The organism is Streptomyces sp. TP-A0874, assembly GCF_001748085.1.
GTDB lineage: Bacteria > Actinomycetota > Actinomycetes > Streptomycetales > Streptomycetaceae > Streptomyces.
Genome location: NZ_BBZK01000005.1, coordinates 378,351 through 397,649 on the forward strand (window position 1 = coordinate 378,351; position 19,299 = coordinate 397,649).

Sequence of the window (19,299 nt, forward strand, 5' to 3'; positions counted from 1 at the left end):
GTTCTCGAACTGAGGGTTGTGGACGGGGGCGGTCAGACGGCCGCGGTGGTCTTCTCCGGCTCAGGGGTCTCCTCGCCCGCGGAGTCCGCGAGGGAGGCGAGGTAGCGCTCGGCGTCCAGGGCCGCGGAGCAACCGGTGCCGGCAGCGGTGATCGCCTGGCGGTAGGTGTGGTCCACCACATCGCCTGCGGCGAAGACGCCGGGGAGGTTGGTCCGGGTGGAGGGTGCGGAGACCTCGAGGTAACCGTCCGCGTCCAGCGTCACCTGGTCCTTGAAGAGCTCGGTGCGCGGGTCGTGTCCGACGGCGATGAACAGCCCGCTGACCGGAAGTTCGCGAGTTTCGTCGGTCTTGGTGGAACGCAGGGTGAGCCCGGAGAGCTTCTGCTCGCCGTGGATCTCGGCGACCTCACTGTCGAAGGCGAAAGTGATCTTGGGATCGGCGAAGGCCCGGTCCTGCATCGCCTTGGAGGCCCGGAGAGTGTCACGGCGATGGACGACGGTGACGGTCTTGGCGAAACGGGAGAGGAACGTCGCCTCCTCCATGGCGGTGTCGCCACCGCCCACCACGGCGATGTCCTGGTCCTTGAAGAAGAATCCGTCGCAGGTGGCGCACCAGGAGATCCCGCGGCCCGAGAACTTCTCCTCGTTGGGGAGACCGAGCTTCCGGTGCTGGGACCCGGTGGCGATGATCACGGTCCTGGCCCGGTGCACAGTGCCGGCCGAGTCGGTGACCGACTTGATCTCGGCGGTCAGGTCCACCGAGACGATGTCGTCGGGCACCAGCTCAGCGCCGAAGCGCTCTGCCTGGGCCCGCATGTTGTCCATCAGGTCCGGGCCCATGATGCCGTCGCGGAAGCCGGGGAAGTTCTCCACATCGGTTGTGTTCATCAGCGCACCACCGGCGGTTACAGCACCCTCGAACACGAGCGGCTTCAGGGACGCGCGGGCGGTGTACAAGGCTGCGGTGTAGCCCGCCGGCCCGGAGCCGATGATGATCACATTGCGGACGTCGCTCACGGGTGTTCCTCGTCTCTGCCGACTGCTGAATCAGGGCGCCTAACGCTCACCCCATCCAACGGATCCTACGGGGCCGGCATTCCCCGGAGAGTACCGGCGCGGCGGGAGGACTCAGCCCCGCTGGTAGCTGCGTTTCAGCAGGAGCTCCCCCGGACCGGGGGCCGTTTCCGACGCGCAGGAGGCGTCGACGACGTAGGCCTCGACCCTCCCGTTGTCCGCAGGATGGGGCAGGAGGATCAGGTAGGCCTCCCGCTCCTGGTACTTGCCGGTCTTCGCGGCGAGCGGCTCCTCCTGGCGACCGGTCCCCAGTTGTACACAGGACGGCACGATGACCTCGTTGCTCAGGAGGGGACGCTCGGACGCCGTGTCGGTGTCGTTGTCCGTGCCGGCTTCCACCTTGGGAGTCGCCGCAGCGCCCTCGACACCGGCCAGCAGCCGCTGCACCTGGCGGTCGAGGGGCTCTGCGGCGAACTCTGAGCCGCCTCCCTGGCCACCGGTGTGCTTGGTCGCGACCGATCCCTCCGCCGGATCGTTCAACGAATGCAGGACGGCTCCACCCACCCCCAAGGCGGCGATTGTCGCAGCGGCGCCGAGGAGGGCGCCCCGCCGACGGCGCCACCGGTGCCGGCCGTCGGCGGAGTGCGCGCTCGAAGAGGGGCGCCCGCCCCCGGTGCGCGGGCGTCCGGTGGAGCTACGCGGCGGACCGGTGTGAGTACGGCCCGTTGTTCGACCGATGGGGCGCCGGGTGTGGCTCCTCTTGGAGAGAAGGCGTTGCTCGCCCGGAGTTTCACGTGAAACACCGGAGGGGGAGCCCGAGGGCGCCGCCTCCGGATCGGAGAGGGGCTGTGTGGACGATGCCGTTTCACGTGAAACCGCCCCGGTGGCGGTGGGGACCGGAGACTCCGCCGCGAGAGCCACGTCGATCCGGGCCGCTACGTCGGGGGGCATCGGTATCGGGCTCGGCAGGGAACCCAACAACTCCGGGATCTCCCTGAGCGAGCTGTGCACCTCCGCGCACGGCTGGCAGTCCGAGAGGTGGTCGTGGAGAACGGCGCAGCGCTCCTCGGGCACCAATCCCTCGATGAGCGCCGAGAGCTCCTCGACTTCGGGATGCTCATCCGGCTGGGCCACCGATGTCATACGCGTCCACCCCCATCCTTCACAGCCTCACTGTCACGCGGACCTGCTGCGGGTGGGACGGATGCCCTGGGCATCTGGTTCCTCTTCCAGCCTGGTGGCGTTGAACGTTCCTCGTCCGCGGAGGGGCGGCTCCCCCGCAGATGGCTGAGCAGCGGGAGTAGCCGTGCCCGCCCCCGTGCGCAGCGGCTCTTCACGGTGCCGTTGGGGACACCGAGAACTCGAGCCGCCTCCGCCACGGGATAGCCCTGCATATCGACTAGGACCAGGGCGGCGCGCTGGTCGACGGGGAGGGTCCCGAGCGCCGATACGAGCTCTCTTTGGAGGTCACTTCGTTCGGCGGGTGCGGAGGCGGATTCATGCGGGTCCAGGAGAGTCTCCAGCCGCTCGGTCTCTGCTATCGGGTCGGTCCGCCGGGAGGCCGCCTTGCGGGCCCGGTCCAGGCAGGCGTTGACCGTGATCCGGTGCAGCCAGGTGGTCACCGCTGACTGGCCGCGGAAGGTGTGTGCGGCCCGGTAGGCGGAGACCAGGGCGTCCTGGACGGCGTCGGCGGCTTCCTCCCGATCGCCGAGAGTGTGCACCGCGACTGCCCACAGCCGGTCGCGGTGGCGGCGGACCAGCTCCCCGAATGCCTCGGAATCACCGTCCACATGGAGGGCGAGAAGCTGCCGGTCGTCTCTGGCGTCGCGCGCGACCTCGTCCAACGTACGGGCGCCTCCCCTTCCGTTTTGGCTGCGTCTTCCGTTTCGGCTGCGTCAGCCTGTCAGCTTAATCTCGGAGATGCCTCCCCGGAACTGGCTCGCGGAACCGTCCGGGGGCAGTTTTGTGATGTGAACCAGTAGGTACCGCGTCCGCAGCGGCTTGTCGAGGCTGATCTTCAACTCATCGCCGGCGGTCTCGGGCGCACCCAGGCTGCGGGGGAAGTCGGAGAGTGCGGTGGGGCCTTGTGCGCCTGTCTCCGCGGCGCGGAGTTCGACGGTCTGGCCCGCGCGGTACATCCGCACGGAGACCCCGGTGACGCTCTTGACGCTGCCCAGGTCGAGGATGACCCCGCTGCCCTGCTTCCTGGCGGGGAGGTTGCCGAAGTTGGCGTAGCCCTTGTAGTGCGGGGTGATCCAGGCGGTGGCGCGATCGCCGTCCACCGCGTTGCCCACCGTGTCCTCGGCGACCGGGGGGCCCAGCGGGGAGAACTCGCTGATGTCCTCGACGGGAATCGGTGTGCTCTTGGGTGTCTCCCCTTCCCCGCCGCTGCCCTTCTCCTGGGCGGTGCTGGATCCCTCGGGCGGGCCGAACCGGTTGATCAGGGCATCCGCTACCTGCCAGCTGCCGAGACCGAGCGCGGCGATGAGCAGCGCGGAGACCGCCCAGGTGAGGGCCTTGCCGGACCGGCTCTGCAGTGGCCTGGGAGGCGTCGCCACCGGTCGGGCCGGTGCCCCCTGGTCGAGGCCGGGGGCCGCGGTCTGCGCGAAGGAGGGCTGCCGGTAAGCGGCGGACGGGTAGGTGGGGGTGGCGAAGGAGGGTTCCGGTGGGCGGATCGGCGGGATCGCGGCGACCGCCTTGGCCAGTTCCTCGGGCGTGGTGCAGGGCTGCTCCTGCCGGAAGGGGGTGGAGCCGTTGTTCACCAGGGCACGCATCGACAGCTCGGAGAGCCCCCGGTGGACGCCTGCCCGCACCTGGTCCGGTGGGATCAGCCCGACGTCCTTCGGCAGCCCGGAGAGCCCGTAGGCGTCGCCTTCGTACGGCCAGCGCTGGGTGAGCGCCGCGTAGAGCAGGGCGCCGATGGCTTCGGTGTCGGTGCGCTGGGGATGGTCGGCGGTGATGCCGCGGAGCGCCGCCATCACCGCCAGGCCACGGATCCGGTACTGGCCGGAGTGGGTGCGCAGTACCGAGCCCGGTGTGAGGCGGAGATGCGCCAGGCCCTCCCGGTGGGCCGCGGACATCGCCTGGGAGATCTGGCTGACGAGTTGGTAGGCGTCGTGCGGGTCCAGCGGGCCGCCGGCCAGGATGGTGCCGAGTTCGGTGGCGTCCGGCAGCCACTCGTGCACCACGTAGACGAAGTCGCCCTCCTCCACGGCGTCCAGCACCTGGACGAAGCGGGGGTCGCCGAGGAGCGCGGCCGACCGGGCCGCGGCGAGCACTCGGCGGGCTCGCGGGTGGTTGGCGGGCAGCAGGTGGATCCCGACGGCCCGCCGCAGCTTCTCGTCCATCGCCCGCCAGCTGCTGAAGCCGTCCAGTCGGGTGACGCACTCTTCCAGCCGGTACCGTCTGGCGAGTTTGTGGCCGCTGTGCGGCTGCGGAGGTTCGAGGTCGGGGGCTGATGACTCCGAAGCCGGTTCCGATGGCTGCTCGGTCCCGGGTTCGGGTGTCTCCTCGGGCGGGTCGTCGTCCTCAGCCGCCTCCCGCGGTGTGGCTGCGGCGTCCGGCTCAGCCGCGCTGACCTGCCCCGTGGACTGCTCCGCGTCAGACGTGGTCTGCTGCTCCGCCTCGGTGGAGACTGGTTCCTCACCGTCGTTGGCAGCCACGTCGACGGCAGCCGTGCTCCGTTCTGCCACCGTCGTTCCCGCCTCCCCATCCGTTGCACGCATTCGCACCACAGCCAAGACAATTGTGCCCACAGTCCACCGCTCTGCACGACACGCGGTGGTGGACGATGGTTGTGCGGGTCAGCGGCCGAGGCGGGCGCGGACCATACCGACCATGGCGGTCATCTCCTCGATCCTCATCTTCTTGGCCGCCAGGTAGAAGACGCAGAGCAGCACGGTGCCGCCGCCGACGAGGGCGCCCAGTGAGCCGAACGTCCCCTCACCGGTGAACCGGGTGATGCCGAGGCTCGCCAGTCCCCCGGCGAGCGCTGCGGGGATGCTGGCTCCTACGAGCCGGGCGTAGGTGCGCACCACATGTGCGCCGTCCAGGTCGCCGCCCACCCGTCGGCGGAGCCGGGACCAGGCGATGCCCACCCCGATGGCGTAGGCCAGACCGTAGGAGACCGCGATACCGGCGACCACCCACCGGGCCGGGAGCACGAAGTAGCTGACTGCGGAGAGCACTCCCCAGGCCATCGCCACTATCACGGTGTTGTAGAAGGGGGTCCGGGTGTCCTCGTAGGCGTAGAAGCCGCGCAGCACGACGTACTGCATGGAGTACGGGATCAGCCCCAGACCGAACGCCATCAGGATGTAGCCCATCGAGTGGGCAGCCACCGGGCCGGAGGCTGAGAACATCATGGTGCACATGGGGATGCCCAGGGCCACGAAGGCGAAGGAGATCGGCACGATCGCCACCGCCGAGCTGCGCAGCCCGTGGGAGATGTCGTCGCGTACTGCTGCGGTGTCCCCGTCGGCCGCCGAGCGGGAGATCCGCGGCAGCAGCGCCGCCATCACCGAGACGGTGATGATGGCCTGCGGCATCTGCCAGATCAGGAAGGCGTTGTTGTAGCCCATGATGCCGGTCCCCGGGAAACCGAGTTTGTCGGCTTCGGCACCGGCACGGGTGGCAAGCTGGGTGGCGACCACCAGGCCCGCCTGGTTGGCCAGTACGAAAAGCACGGTCCACTTGGCGAGCCGGGCAGCCTTGCCCAGTCCGTGGCCCCGCCAGTCGAAGCGGGGGCGGAAGGTGAAGCCGGCCGCGCGGAGGTAGGGAAGCATCGCCAGGGCCTGCAGGGTGAGCCCGAGCAGGGTGCCGATGCCCAGCAGCCGAAGGCCCTCGGGGGCGATGGTGGTGACCCCGACGTCGGAGCGGTCCGCGGTGCCGTAGATCCAGATGAACATGCTGAAGGTGAAGATCACCACGATGTTGTTCAGCACCGGGGTCCACATCATGGCCCCGAAACGGCCACGTGCGTTGAGGATCTGCCCCATGACGACGTGCACACCCATGAAGAAGATCGTGGGCAGGCAGTAGCGGGCGAAGGTCACGGCCACGTCGTTGGCGGCGGGGTTCTCCGAGACCGGGACGGACATCGCCCGGATCAGCCAGGGGGCGGCGAGGGCGGAGACCGCGACCAGTGCGCCCAGGATGACCATGACGAGGGTGAGCAGGCGGTTGGCGTAGGCCTCGCCTCCGTCGTCGTCCTTCTTCATGGCCCGGATCAGCTGCGGGACGAAGACCGAGTTCAGTCCGCCGCCGATGGTCAGGACGTAGATCATCGTCGGCAGGTTCATGGCGACGGTGTAGCTGTCGCCGAGGAGCGCGGCGCCGATGGCCGCCGTGATCACCAGTTGCCGCAGGAAGCCGGTGAGACGTGAGACGAGGGTGCCCGCCGCCATCACCGCGCTGGACTTCATCAGGCTGCCGCCCCGGCCGGCCGGCCGCTTGGCCTGGGGCTGCTGTCGGTCGGTGGGCGCGGGCTCGGCTTGCGGCGGCGTCGGTTGCTCTCCGGCCGGCGGCCCAGGATCGGTCAGTGGGCCGGCCGCGGCGCCCGGGTGGGAGGGCGGTGCGGGGCTCTGGGTGCGCTGCGGGGCGTAGGGCTGCCTCTGATCGCTGTAGAGGTGGGCGAAGGCGTCTCGGGAGGGGGCCTCCGGTCCCGGCGCCGGCGGCGGGCTCCCGTGCGGGGTGGCCGGTGAGGGTGCGGGACCGGTTGGATCACTGCCCGGACTCTGGCCCCCGTCACCGTCGTACGGTGCGTTCATCGCTACCCCACCTCATCGCTATCGGCCCCCGAGTGGCCACGAGCTCGCTCAACGATCAACCTTCTCACCTGGGCCGGGGGCGTCCCCACTTTCCGGCCCGGTGTCCGCCGCCTGGTCACCCGGCTGCTCCGGGCCGTCCTCGGGGCGGTTCTCCGTGTCGCTCTCAGCGCCGGCCTCAGCGCCGGCCTCCGGGGGCTCGCCGGCCTCTCCGGCCAGCGCGGCGCGCCGTTTGCGCTGGGTGTACATCCGCACCCCGGCCAGGACCAGGAGCAGTACGCCTCCGGCGATGACCAGCATCACGGTTGAGGTGATCTCCGTGACGTTGACCTGGAAGGTCATCGGCGCGCCATAGGGGGTGCCGTCCTCGGTGTAGAGCTGTGCCTTGACCCAGACGAAGCCGTTGGCGTTGGCGGTGGTCGGGAACTTCACGGACTGGCTGTGCTCGCCCTCGATCAGGACCGGCTGCTCCGTGCCCACGTCGAGCCGGTTGGGCTGGCTGGAGGTGAGCTTCAGTTTCAGTCCCTTGACGCCCTGGACGAGGTTGTTCTCCACCGTCACCGGGATCGTCGCACTGCGCCCGGAGAGCGTCTGCTTCGACTTCTGGATGAGCCGCACTCCCTGGGTGAGTGCGGAGAGGTGCTCCTGGACCGAGCTTCGGAAGACGGTGGCGGCTTCCGCGTCGCCGCGCCAGGAGGTGGACAGGCCCCGCATGATCGCGCTGCTGAAGGGGGTCACCACACGGTCCGGCTGGGAGAGCACCACCTGGAAGCCGGTGAGCGCGGACTGGGTGCCCTGGATCTCCTCGAAGGCCGCGGTCGGCAGCTCCTGCTTCCGCAGCGAACCGGGGTAGGAGCGCGGTCCCGGTACCCGGTCGGTCGCCTGCGGGTCCGGAGCGGCGTTCGCGGCGTCCCCCAGGTCGAGCGGTGCCATCCAGTCGCCGTCCTTCAGGGCCTCGACGGCCCGGGCCATCGACTGCGCCTGCTCGGCCGAGGGCATCCGGTCGGGGGCCACCACGATGCTCCGCCGGGTGTCCGGCGACTGCATGCTGATCATGAGGGTCTGGGCGAGGAACCGCTGGACGGCGCGGACGGAGCTTCCCGGTGACGACATACCGCCCTGGAAGGCCTTGGACAGGCCGGTGTCCGCGACCAGGACGGTGTTGCCGCCGCCGATGGGGCGGGCGGCGGTGGGTGTGTAGGGCAGGCCCGAGGGGTCCCGGAGGCTGTCGCCGCGGGCGATCAGGTTGTGCGCGCCGGCGGAGGTGGCGACGTCCACGATCGACGAGTCGAGCGCTCCGGCCACGGGCCAGGCGAAGTCGGTGCGCGGCTTCCGGCCGAGGATGGTCTCGACGGTCAGGGAACCGAGGTCGGTGGCCGGCTTGAGGTGGGAGAGCGCTCCGGAGACGTCCTTGCCCTGGTGGGCGAGGGAGGCGAGGTCGGGGTCGGCGAAGGGGAGTGCGACCACCTCCCGGTCCTTCACCGCCGCGGTGAGCTCCCCGAGCCACTTCTTGGCCAGTTCCTGGTCCTTGCCGGCCTTCACCGAGCCGTCCGGTTGCTCGACCTTGTAGCTACCGGTCATCGCCTCGACGCTGACCAGCAGGTCCGGGTCGATGACCCAGCTGACCGGAAGGTCCTTGCCCAGCTCCACCAACTGCTGGAGACGGCCCCCGGGAGCCAGCTCCTCAGCGAGGGTGTCGTCACGGAACCGGGGGGTCTGCTGGGGGTCGGAGGCCGTCTCGGCGGAGAGCCGGGGGCCGGAGATGAGCGGCCACATGTAGCTGATCCGGGTCTTCTTCCCGCTCTGGCTCGGCTGCCAGGGCAGGAAGGTCCGCGCGATGCCCAGCACCTGGGGGACCGGCTGGTTCGCCGTGTGGCCGGTCAATGAGACCCCGAGCTGGTAGACGGCGGGGCTCGCTCCGAGTTCCAGGTCCTTGACCGGGACGCTCAGGGAGAAGGAGCGACTGCCTCCGGACGGCAGCTTGTCGATCTCCAGCGTGTGCCCGCCTCCGACCTCGTGGCCGTCCGCGGCGTAGGAGTAGCCCTTCCGCTTGGCGGCGGCGTCGACGGCGCTGCGGCTGTTCAGCGGCTCCGTCAGGCGTAGCCCGATACTGGCGTCGTCGATCTTGGAGCGGGTGTCGTTGGTGACCGTGCCGGTGAGCGTGATCGTGTCGCTCTTGGCGGGGGCCGCCGGCGACAGGGAGTCGATCGAGACCTTCACGGATCTCGCGCTCGAAGCCGTCTCGGCCGCCCGCGCCGTTTCCGGGGCTGGAAGCTGCAGGACCCCGGCGAGCAGCGGCGTCGCCGCAAGCAGTGCGATACCCCGCCGCAACCACCGGCGAGCGGGAACGCTGCTCGTCCCCTGGAACTGTGCCGCCTCGGCCACGCGCTCGCCGTCCCTCATCGTGTTCGGTGGTGGTCTCGGATGTGCGTCCTGGAATGGTAACGAGATCGGTCGGGACAACGTGCCGGGAGGCCCCTCCGTGATCAAAGGGAGCACCGGCCGCACCCGGAGGCGGACACCTGATGCTCCGGTGTTCGGGGGCCACGTAATCTTTCCTGTTGTGCCGAACGCCAACAAAGACAACCGCGCCCAGCAGATCCCGCAGCCACCGCAGCCGACCCATGCGCTCAGCCGAGCGCAGCGTCAGGCCGTGAGTGAGCTCCTGCGGGTCGCCCCGGTCGCCGACGACCTCGCCCGCCGCTTCCAGGCGGCCGGACACTCCCTGGCGCTGGTCGGCGGCTCGGTCCGGGACGCCCTGCTCGGTCGGCTCGGTCACGATCTGGACTTCACGACGGACGCCAGGCCGGAAGAGGTGCTGGAAATCGTCCGTCCCTGGGCGGACGCGGTCTGGGAGGTTGGTATCGCCTTCGGGACCGTGGGGTGCCAGAAGCGGGCACCGGGCGCGTATGCGGATTCCGGCCACTACGTCATTGAAATCACTACATACCGATCGGAGGCCTACGACCGGGACTCCCGCAAGCCCGAAGTGGTCTACGGGGACTCGATCGAGGAGGATCTCTCCCGCCGCGACTTCGCGGTGAACGCGATGGCGGTGGCCCTTCCGGAGAAGTCGTTCATCGACCCGCACGACGGACTGCGGGATCTGGCCGAGAGGGTCCTGCGGACGCCGGGGACTCCGGAGGAGTCGTTCTCCGACGACCCGCTGAGGATGATGCGGGCCGCCCGCTTCGCCGCGCAGCTCGACTTCGAGGTCGCTCCGGACGTCATGAAGGCGATGACGGAGATGGCCGAGCGGATCGACATCGTCTCCGCCGAGCGGGTCCGTGACGAGTTGAACAAGCTGATCCTCGCCGATCGGCCCAGGAAGGGCCTCCAGCTGCTGGTCGACAGCGGGATCGCCGCCCGGGTGCTGCCGGAGCTTCCGGCGCTGCGCCTGGAGCGGGACGAACACCATCGGCACAAGGACGTCTACGAGCACTCGCTGACCGTGCTGGAGCAGGCTATCGACCTGGAGCAGGGCGGGCCGGACCTGGTGCTCCGGTTGGCCGCTCTGCTGCACGACATCGGCAAACCGAAGACCCGACGGTTCGAAAAGGACGGGCGGGTCTCCTTCCACCACCACGAGGTCGTTGGAGCGAAGCTCGCGGCAGCCCGGATGCGCCGGCTGAAGTACTCCAACGAGCTGGTGAAGGACGTCTCCCGACTGGTGGAGCTGCATCTGCGCTTCCACGGCTACGGCACGGGCGAGTGGACCGACTCGGCGGTCCGCCGGTACGTGCGGGACGCCGGGCCGCTGCTGGACCGGTTGCACAAGCTGACCCGCTCGGACTGCACCACCCGGAACAAGCGCAAGGCCCTCGCCCTCTCCAGGGCCTACGACGGTCTGGAGCGGCGTATCGCGAAGCTCCAGGAGCAGGAGGAGCTGGACGCCATCCGCCCGGACCTGAACGGCAACGAGATCATGGAGATCCTCGGAGTGCCGCCGGGCCCGCTGATCGGGCGGGCGTACAAGCACCTGCTTGAGTTGCGACTCGAGAACGGGCCGATGGAGCGGGACGCCGCGGTGGCGGCGCTCAAGGAGTGGTGGGCCGGCCTGGAAGGCTGACCGGCGGCGGCCGCAGCGGCCGATGTCCTGTTTCACGTGAAACAGGACATCGGCACGGGGCGCGCGGCGCTTGTTTCACGTGAAACGGAGCGGGGGTCTCAGAGCCTGGGCCCTCAGAGTCTGGGCCCTCAGAGCCTCCGCCGGCTCCAGGCCATCGCCGATGCGACGGCCCCGTACAGCAGCGCCACACCTACGACCAGTGGGACCGAACGTCCGTCCGGGGGCAGCACGAGCGCCGCGACCGCGGAGGCGGCGACGAAGGAGACGTTGAACAGCATGTCGTAGAGGGTGAAGGCGCGCCCCCGAAAGGCGTCGTCCACCGAGGACTGCACCACCGTGTCCGTAGCGATCTTGGCTCCCTGGGTGGCCAACCCCAGGACGAAGGCGGCGGCCAGTGCGGGCGCGGGCGCGAAGAAGAGGCCCAGAGAGGGTTCCAGTACCGCCGCGCCGGCCGCGCAGGCGGCGATCCAGCCATAGGCGCCCAGGGCGCCGACTCCCGAGGGGCTCAGGACGGCCGCCGTGAAGAACCCGGCGCCGGAGAGGCCCACCGCGAGACCGAGCATCGCCAGTCCGTCGGCCTCGGACCCGGAGCCGCCCTCCTCACCGGTCCAGGCGTACCGGCAGAGCATCAGGAGCATCACCGTCAGCGCGCCGTAGCAGAAGCGCATCACGGTCATGGCCAGCAGTGCGTAGCCGGCCCTGCGGCGTTCGGCCAGGTGGCGTACCCCGTCCGTCAGCCCACGTACCGTGCCGGCGAGCGCCGCCAGGAGCTGCCGTCCGTCCAACGGCGATGCGGGACCGAGGAGTTGAGGTCGGATACGCAGGGCGGCAAGCGCAGCCGCGAGATAGAGCGCCGCGGCGGGCAGCACCATCACCGCTGCCGAGTCCGAGACCGTGAGCCGTACCACGAGGGCCGCGCCGCCGCCGAAAGTGGCGGCGAGGGTGCCCGCGGTCGGGGTGAGGGCGTTGGCTGTGACCAGGCGGCGCTCCTCGTCGACAACCCGCGGCAGAGCCGCGGAAAGGCCCGCGAGAACGAACCGGTTCACGGCGGTCACGGAGAGCGCCGCCAGGTAGAAGAGGGCGTCCGGTGCGCCGGCTACGACGAGCAGTGCGGTGCCGGCGGTCAGGGCCGTACGTATCAGGTTGCCGTGCAGCAGCACCTGCCGTCGCCGCCAGCGGTCGAGCAGCACGCCGGCGAACGGGCCGATCAGGGAGTACGGGAGCAGCAACACGGCCATCGCGGAAGCCACGGCGGCCGGTGAGGCCTCCTTCTCCGGGGAGAAGACGACGTACGCGGCGAGCGCGACCTGGAAGACACCGTCCGCTGACTGGGAGAGGAGTCGAATAGCCAGGAGTCGGCGGAAATCGGGGAGTTGGAGAAGTCTCCACAGATCGCCGACCACAGTCATGCTCATACCTTCACACATCGTGAAAAGAGGACGGTCCCTAGGGGATCAGTCAGATCCTCGGTAGGGACCGTCCTCCAGGACGGTGTGCGGCCGTCGCGAAGCCTCTCGGCTCCGGCGGTCAGCGCTCGATTTCGCCCGCGATGAACTTCTCGACGTTCTCCCGTGCCTCGTCGTCGAAGTACTGCACCGGCGGCGACTTCATGAAGTACGAGGAGGCCGAGAGGATCGGGCCACCGATGCCCCGGTCCTTGGCGATCTTCGCGGCGCGCAGCGCGTCGATGATCACGCCGGCGGAGTTGGGGGAGTCCCACACCTCCAGCTTGTACTCGAGGTTGAGCGGGACGTCGCCGAACGCCCGACCCTCCAGCCGCACGTAGGCCCACTTGCGGTCGTCGAGCCATGCCACGTAGTCGGACGGGCCGATGTGGACGTTGTCGGCGCCCAGCTCGCGGTCGCGGATCTGGGAGGTGACGGCCTGGGTCTTGGAGACCTTCTTGGACTCCAGGCGGTCCCGCTCCAGCATGTTCATGAAGTCCATGTTGCCGCCGACGTTCAGCTGCATCGTCCGGTCCAGGATGACACCCCGGTCCTCGAACAGCTTCGCCATCACCCGGTGCGTGATGGTGGCGCCCACCTGCGACTTGATGTCGTCGCCGACGATCGGGACGCCGGCCTCGGTGAACTTGTCCGCCCACTCCTTGGTCCCGGCGATGAAGACCGGCAGCGCGTTGACGAAGGCCACACCGGCGTCGATGGCGCACTGCGCGTAGAACTTGGCGGCCTCCTCGGAGCCGACCGGCAGGTAGCAGACGAGGACGTCCGTCTCGGTGTCCCGGAGCGCCTGCACCACGTCGACCGGCGCCTCCTGGGACTCCTCGATGGTCTCGAGGTAGTACCGCCCCAGCCCGTCGAGCGTGTGGCCGCGCTGCACGGTCACACCGGTCGACGGCACGTCGCAGATCTTGATGGTGTTGTTCTCGCTCGCCCCGAGGGCGTCCGCGAGGTCGAGCCCGACCTTCTTCGCATCGACGTCGAAGGCGGCCACGAACTCGACGTCCCGCACGTGGTAGTCGCCGAACTGCACGTGCATCAGACCCGGGACACGGTTGTCCGGGTCGGCATCCTTGTAGTACTCGACGCCCTGCACCAGCGAGGCGGCGCAATTGCCCACGCCGACGATGGCTACGCGAACCGAACCCATTCCGGTTGCTCCCTGTGTGTGTACGAACGAAGCCCTACGGAGCGCAGGACCTCATTTGGCGGTGTCCTCGGACGTACCCGGCCGGGTGCTGTCCCGGTGCTGGGGTGGGCCGCCCGTGATCTCTGACTGCTCCCGCGATCTCGGTCTGCCCGGCAAGGCAGGCGGGCCCGGTGCTTCCGGTGTGCCTGACTGAGCCGGTGCGTCTGGTGAGTGGGGCGGTCGGCTGGGCTCGCCGTCGGTACCGGAGGCGGAGGTGTGCTGGTCGCGCCCTCTGCGCTCGCTCTCGATCAGCTGGTTCAGCCAACGGACCTCGCGCTCCACCGACTCCAAGGCGTGTCGTTGGAGTTCGAAGGTGTAGTCGTCCAGCCGCTCGCGGCTGCGGGCCAGAGAGGCCCGCATGCGCTCCAGGCGCTCCTCGAGCCGGCTTCGACGCCCCTCCAGCACCCGCATGCGGACGTCTCGAGAGGTCTGTCCGAAGAAGGCGAAGCGGACTCCGAAGTGCTCGTCCTCCCAGGCGTCCGGCCCGGAGTGGTCGAGCAACTCCTCGAAGTGCTCACGCCCCTTAGCGGTCAGTCTGTAGACGATCTTCGCCCGGCGGCCGGCGAGCGTCGCGGCGAGCGCGTCCTCGGGAGCGCTGCCCGGCTCCTCGACCAGCCAACCCTGGCGGACCATCGTCTTCAGGCAGGGGTACAGGCTTCCGTAGCTGAAGGCCCGGAACACGCCCAGCGAGGTGTTGAGCCGCTTGCGCAACTCGTAGCCGTGCATGGGGGACTCGCGGAGCAGGCCGAGTACGGCGAACTCGAGGACGCCGGAACGTCTGCTCATCGCTCGCCTCCCTCTCCTGCCGTGGCCGTGGGCCGTCTCCGGCGAGCCGTCCGTGTCTCGGGTCGCTTCGAGTCGCCGCCGTTTCCACGCCCACTGGCTCCTACCAGCGGCGTTTCTCGCCGGTACCCCGTGACGAACGACATCACTCTATGCCGTCGTGATGTATCGGTTCGATACATCACGACGATAGAGCGGTGTGCGAAGAGGGGGCAAGGGGAGCCATGGTGAACGGCGTCACACGGACGGTTCGGTGCGGTGCGCCGGGCAGCCCGTAGAAAGGGCGGTGTTCTGGCGGATTTGTCCGTGCGTAGTCTGTGCGGCATGCAGAATGCCGGGAACCAAGCGGGCCTCCGGGGCGTCCTCGAACCGGGGCCTTCCTTTCGGATCAGGCAACATCGGTGAGCGAGGACTGGCGCGTGTGTCGCAAGGCGGAGGGCGCAGCCCGTGCGGAATGCCCGCGGCTGACGGTGGCGCCGTGCGCGGAGCACCGTCTTCCGACCGGTGTTGGAGGATGGCGATGACCGGACACGTCAGTCGGCCCGGTCCGGAAGAAAGGGCCCAGGTGCGGTTCCTCCTGTCGTCGGCAGGAGCCAGTCCGCACTTCGGGGGGCCGGAAGTCAACTGTCGCGTCTGGGCGATAGCGCCTGTCCGAGGAGTAGCCATTCCATGAGCGAGCACCGTCGCAAGCCCCCGCAGTCCGGCGGGCGGGCCGCGGCCCGGCGCGGAGCGCAGCCGCCGCCGTCCGGCCGCCGCGCCGCACCGCCGAGCGGTTCGGCCGCAAGCCCGCACGGCGGCGAGCGCCCTTACGGAGGCCGCGCGGAAGCCCGCCGTGCCGCGAAGCGCGGAGGTCGCCGCAGAGCGACCGGGGCGGAGGGCGGCGCCGGTGGCGGCCGCCGGGGCAACGGCGGCGCCGGCGGTGGCTACGGCGGTCGCGGTGGCGGGCGTGGCAACGGCGAGCCGCCGCGGAAGAAGCGGTTCATCGACTATCCGCGCTCGGGCAAGACCGGCCTGCGCCGTTGGCTGCCTTCCTGGAAGCAGGTCCTCGGCAGTTGCATCGCCTTCTTCGGACTCCTGATAGCCGCGACCGGTGTGGCGCTCGCCCTGGTCGGTAAGCCGGACCCGAACGAGATGGCCGAGGTCCAGAAGAACGTCTACTACTGGGGCAACGGCGAACGGATGCTGGTGGCCGGCGGCGGTGACCGCAACCGTCAGAAGGTCGACTACGCGGACATCCCGAAGTCGATGCGGAACGCGGTGATCTCCGCCGAGAACGACACCTTCGAGACCGACCGCGGGGTCGACCCGATGGGTATCGCCCGGGCCGTCGTCAGAATGGCCAGGGGTGGAGACACCCAGAGTGGTTCGACGATCACCCAGCAGTACGTCAAGAACTACTACCTGGACTCCGAGCAGACGCTGAAGCGCAAGGTGCACGAACTCCTGGTGTCGATCAAGGTGGGTGCCACGGTCGACAAGAAGGAGATCATCACCGGCTACCTCAACACCGCCTACTACGGCCGCAGCGCGTACGGCATCCAGGCCGCCGCGCAGGCCTACTACGGCAAGGACTGCATCGACCTCGACGCGAGCGAGAGCGCCTTCCTGTCGGCGGTGCTGAACGGCCCGAACCTCTACGACCCGGCCGGCGGTGTGAACCCGGGCAACCTGATGACCAGCCCCGAGAAGAACCTGGAGCGGGCGAAGAAGCGCTGGGCCTGGACGCTCGACCGCGAGGTCGAGGTCAAGCGGATGAGCGCGGCCGAGCGGGACAAGTGGCTGACCAAGGGCTTCCCGATGCCCCAGAAGCCCAAGCCGGCGATGGACATGACCGGCCAGAAGGGCTATCTGAAGGCGCTGGCGGACAGCTACGTCACCTCGCACAGCAACATCTCCGAGGAGCAGCTGAAGCTCGGCGGCTACCAGATCTACACCACCTTCGACCAGAAGAAGATGGATCAGCTCGAGAAGGCCGTGAAGAAGGTGAGCAAGGAGAAGATCGACCCGAAGAAGCGGGAGGTCGACAAGTACGTCCAGTTCGGCGGAGCCTCGATCGACCCGGCCACCGGCAAGATCCTCGCCATCTACGGCGGCACCGACGCCACCGAGCACTACACCAACAACGCCGACAACACCGGTGTCCCGGTCGGCTCGACCTTCAAGCCCTTCGTGCTGGCCGCGGCCATGACCGACGGGGTGCGGGACCCGAGCGGCCCAGCCCAGCAGGACGCGTCGATGCGCACCCCGGTCTCGGCCGAGAGCATCTACGACGGCGACAACAAGGTGAAGCTGCGCGACTACAACGGCGAGGTGTGGCTCAACGAGGAGGACAAGGAGTGGCACCAGGTCAACGACGGTGACGAGGACTACGGCCCGATCACCCTCCGCGAGGCGATGCGCTTGTCGGTCAACACCCCGTTCATCCAACTGGGGATGGACGTTGGGACGGACCGGGTGAAGAAGGCGGCGCTCAACGCAGGCATGATCGAAGAGCAGTTCGCCTCTCTCGCCCCCTCCTTCGCGCTCGGCACCTCCACCCCCAGCGCCATCCGGCTGGCCGCCGCCTACGGCACGTTCGCCGCGGAGGGGGAGCAGAACGACCCCTACTCGGTGACCGAGGTCAAGCAGAAGGGCACGACGATCTTCAAGCCCGAGCTCAAGACGGAGCAGGGGCTCGACCGGAACGTGGCCAACAACGTCACGGACGTGTTGAAGACCGTCGTGGAGAGGGGCACCGGAACCTCGGCCCAGCTGCCCGGCGGTCGGCCGGCCGCCGGCAAGACCGGTACCACCGACGGCAACCGGTCGGCCTGGTTCGCCGGCTACACCCCCGAGTTGTCCACCGCCATCGGCATGTGGCGGGTGGACGACCAGGCCAAGAAGCAGGAGTTCCTGAAGATGTACGGGGTGGGTGGCGAGCAGTCCATCCACGGTGCGTCGTTCCCCGCGAGAATCTGGGCGGAGTACATGGGAACGGCCCTCGAGGGCAAGGAGGTGCAGCAGTTCCCGAAGCCCGAGCCGATCGGTGAGAAGGTCTACGGCAAGGGGGCCAGCCCCTCGCCGACCCCGACCGAGAGCCCGTCGCCCTCTGAGACGCCTTCGGAGACGCCCTCGGAGACGCCTTCCGAATCGCCGGGCATCCCGTCGCCGCCCGAGGAGAGCTGCGGTGTCTTCGACCCGAGGTGCGAGGAGACCGGCGGCAACGAGGGGGGCGGGAACAGCACCGGGGACAACAGCGGGGGCACCTCGCCTGATCCGTCATCGACCGGCGGCGAACCCGACTCGGGCGGCGGCGGTTGGTTCGGCGGAGGGACCGGCCGCCGGGAGTGAGGCGCTACCGGGCGGAGAGCGCTCGGTACGGGCATGGCCCCCGTGGTACCGCTGGAGGGCGTCGGCCCCCGACCGGTGGGTCCGGTCGGGGGCCGACGCCGTCCGTGGTGCCGGGACGACCGCGCCCCCGGCGGACCGGTACGGCAGGATTGTGCCCATGACCCGCGCCTACCCCCCTCACGACACGGACTCCGCGGACCAGCTGGTGCTGCCGACCGCCCAGGACGAGGTGGCCGCCGTCGGCAGCGAGGCGATCGGCGGTCCGGCCGGCCGCCGAGTACTACCGGGAACGCACTGGTGGACACCGCTGCGGGTGATCTTGATCGTCGCGATCGGGATGTTCGCACTGGGCATGGTGCAGAAGCTGCCGTGCTACGACAGCGGCTGGTTCTTCGGAGCGGACAGCCAGTACGCCCACGCCTGCTACTCGGACATCCCCCACCTCTACGGTGCGCGCGGGTTCGCCGCTGACCTGGTGCCGTACTTCGACCGCCTCCCCGGCGACATGGAGTACCTCGAATACCCCGTGCTGACCGGACTCTTCATGGAAGTCGCCTCCTGGCTGACGCCGAAGGACGGGGGGATCGACAGCGCCCGCACCTACTGGGTGGTCAACTCCGGGATGCTGATGGCCTGCGCCGCGGTGATGGTGGTCTGCGTGGCGCGGACCCACCGCCGCCGGCCCTGGGACGCCCTGCTGGTGGCCCTCGCACCGGCCGCCGCGCTCACCGCCACGATCAACTGGGACCTGCTGGCCGTCGCGCTCCTCGCGGCCGGCATGCTCATGTGGTCGCGCAGCCGACCGGCCGCCGCCGGGGTCCTGATCGGGTTGGCGACCGCGGCGAAGCTCTACCCGGTACTGGTGCTCGGTCCCCTGCTGATCCTCTGCCTCCGGGCGGGCCGCCTGCGGGCGTACGCGGCGGCGGTGGCCTCGGCCGCCGGGGCCTGGATGGTGGTGAACGTGCCGGTGATGGCGCTGGCCCCCGAGGGGTGGAAGAAGTTCTACACCTTCAGCCAGGAGCGCCCGGTGGACTTCGGATCGTTCTGGCTGGTCATCGCGCAGCGCACGGGGAACCCGTTGGAGAGCGCCAACTCCTGGGCCATCGCGATCACCGTACTGCTGTGCGCGGGCATCGGCGCGCTGACCCTCTGGGCACCGCGCCGTCCCCGCTTCGCCCAACTGGCGTTCCTGGTCGTCGCGGTGTTCATCCTGGTCAACAAGGTCTACTCACCGCAGTACGTGCTGTGGCTGGTCCCGCTCGCGGCGCTGGCCCGCCCCCGCTGGCGCGACTTCCTCATCTGGCAGGGCTGCGAGGTCGCCTACTTCCTCGGCATCTGGATGTACCTGGCCTACACCTCCAGTGGCGACAAGCACCACGGTCTGCCACCGGAGGGCTACCAGCTGATCATCCTGCTGCACCTGCTGGGAACGGCCTACCTCTGCGCCGTGGTGGTCCGCGACATCCTGCTGCCGGAGCGCGACGTGGTCCGGCGGAGCGGTGTGGACGACCCCTCCGGAGGGGTGCTGGACGGCGCGCCGGACGTTTTCGCACCGGGCCGGCCGGTACGTCGGCCGGCGCCGCTCCCGGGGCCGCCGGTGCGGTGGGGCACCGACGGGGGATCCGTATCGTGAACGGCCTCCGGGAGCGGGCAGCGAGCCCGCTCCCGGAGGCCGGCAGGCACTGCTCCC

12 protein-coding genes are annotated in these 19,299 nt (G+C 69.6%); 3 read left to right on the forward strand and 9 right to left on the reverse strand.

Annotation, left to right across the window (positions count from 1 at the left end; genetic code table 11):
- Positions 1 to 32: 32 nt before the first annotated feature.
- The 6 genes from trxB to BGP73_RS09295 form a co-directional block, all read right to left on the reverse strand.
- Positions 33 to 1,016 carry a thioredoxin-disulfide reductase gene (gene trxB, locus BGP73_RS09270; protein ID WP_069813612.1) on the reverse strand — a complete coding sequence of 328 codons (984 nt, stop codon included), beginning with the start codon at positions 1,014 to 1,016 and terminating at the stop codon, positions 33 to 35.
- A gap of 111 nt (positions 1,017 to 1,127) precedes the next feature.
- On the reverse strand, positions 1,128 to 1,553 hold the full coding sequence (locus BGP73_RS21990) for a hypothetical protein (RefSeq protein ID WP_079127373.1): 426 nt from the start codon (positions 1,551 to 1,553) through the stop codon (positions 1,128 to 1,130).
- A gap of 599 nt (positions 1,554 to 2,152) precedes the next feature.
- The gene (gene sigM, locus BGP73_RS09280) at positions 2,153 to 2,857 is read right to left on the reverse strand and encodes an RNA polymerase sigma factor SigM (protein ID WP_069813616.1); all 705 of its coding nucleotides are present in this window, start codon (positions 2,855 to 2,857) and stop codon (positions 2,153 to 2,155) included.
- A gap of 51 nt (positions 2,858 to 2,908) precedes the next feature.
- Positions 2,909 to 4,705 carry a protein kinase family protein gene (locus tag BGP73_RS09285; protein WP_069813619.1) on the reverse strand — a complete coding sequence of 599 codons (1,797 nt, stop codon included), beginning with the start codon at positions 4,703 to 4,705 and terminating at the stop codon, positions 2,909 to 2,911.
- Between the two features lie 111 nt (positions 4,706 to 4,816).
- A complete protein-coding gene (murJ, locus tag BGP73_RS09290; RefSeq protein ID WP_069813621.1) occupies positions 4,817 to 6,781 on the reverse strand; it encodes a murein biosynthesis integral membrane protein MurJ in 1,965 nt (654 codons plus the stop codon).
- Between the two features lie 48 nt (positions 6,782 to 6,829).
- On the reverse strand, positions 6,830 to 9,163 hold the full coding sequence (locus tag BGP73_RS09295) for a DUF6049 family protein (protein ID WP_079127407.1): 2,334 nt from the start codon (positions 9,161 to 9,163) through the stop codon (positions 6,830 to 6,832).
- A gap of 178 nt (positions 9,164 to 9,341) precedes the next feature.
- Here BGP73_RS09295 and BGP73_RS09300 point away from each other — a divergent pair, with 178 nt between their 5' ends.
- On the forward strand, positions 9,342 to 10,847 hold the full coding sequence (locus BGP73_RS09300) for a CCA tRNA nucleotidyltransferase (RefSeq protein WP_069813624.1): 1,506 nt from the start codon (positions 9,342 to 9,344) through the stop codon (positions 10,845 to 10,847).
- 128 nt (positions 10,848 to 10,975) lie between these two features.
- On the opposite strand, the gene BGP73_RS09305 is transcribed toward BGP73_RS09300, so the two are convergent.
- From BGP73_RS09305 to BGP73_RS09315, 3 genes are all read right to left on the reverse strand, one after another.
- Entirely contained in the window at positions 10,976 to 12,256 is a 1,281-nt protein-coding gene (locus BGP73_RS09305) for an MFS transporter (protein WP_069813626.1), read from the reverse strand.
- A 118-nt stretch (positions 12,257 to 12,374) separates the two neighbouring features.
- On the reverse strand, positions 12,375 to 13,457 hold the full coding sequence (locus tag BGP73_RS09310) for an inositol-3-phosphate synthase (RefSeq protein ID WP_069813627.1): 1,083 nt from the start codon (positions 13,455 to 13,457) through the stop codon (positions 12,375 to 12,377).
- A 51-nt stretch (positions 13,458 to 13,508) separates the two neighbouring features.
- A complete protein-coding gene (locus BGP73_RS09315; protein ID WP_069813629.1) occupies positions 13,509 to 14,282 on the reverse strand; it encodes a PadR family transcriptional regulator in 774 nt (257 codons plus the stop codon).
- Positions 14,283 to 14,948: 666 nt separating this feature from the next.
- On the opposite strand from BGP73_RS09315, the gene BGP73_RS09320 reads away from it, so the two are divergent.
- Complete coding sequence (locus BGP73_RS09320; RefSeq protein ID WP_069813631.1) at positions 14,949 to 17,609, forward strand: transglycosylase domain-containing protein; 2,661 nt, start codon at positions 14,949 to 14,951, stop codon at positions 17,607 to 17,609.
- 157 nt (positions 17,610 to 17,766) lie between these two features.
- A complete protein-coding gene (locus BGP73_RS09325) occupies positions 17,767 to 19,242 on the forward strand; it encodes a glycosyltransferase family 87 protein (RefSeq protein WP_069813633.1) in 1,476 nt (491 codons plus the stop codon).
- Positions 19,243 to 19,299 lie beyond the last annotated feature (57 nt).

Bases quoted from the DNA above. Each gene is read 5' to 3' on its own strand.
- murJ (WP_069813621.1), bottom strand. From the start codon at position 6,781: ATGAACGCACCGTACGACGGTGACGGGGGCCAGAGTCCGGGCAGTGAT.
- BGP73_RS09305 (WP_069813626.1), bottom strand. From the start codon at position 12,256: ATGACTGTGGTCGGCGATCTGTGGAGACTTCTCCAACTCCCCGATTTC.
- BGP73_RS09310 (WP_069813627.1), bottom strand. From the start codon at position 13,457: ATGGGTTCGGTTCGCGTAGCCATCGTCGGCGTGGGCAATTGCGCCGCC.
- BGP73_RS09315 (WP_069813629.1), bottom strand. From the start codon at position 14,282: ATGAGCAGACGTTCCGGCGTCCTCGAGTTCGCCGTACTCGGCCTGCTC.
- BGP73_RS09320 (WP_069813631.1), top strand. From the start codon at position 14,949: ATGAGCGAGCACCGTCGCAAGCCCCCGCAGTCCGGCGGGCGGGCCGCG.
- BGP73_RS09325 (WP_069813633.1), top strand. From the start codon at position 17,767: ATGACCCGCGCCTACCCCCCTCACGACACGGACTCCGCGGACCAGCTG.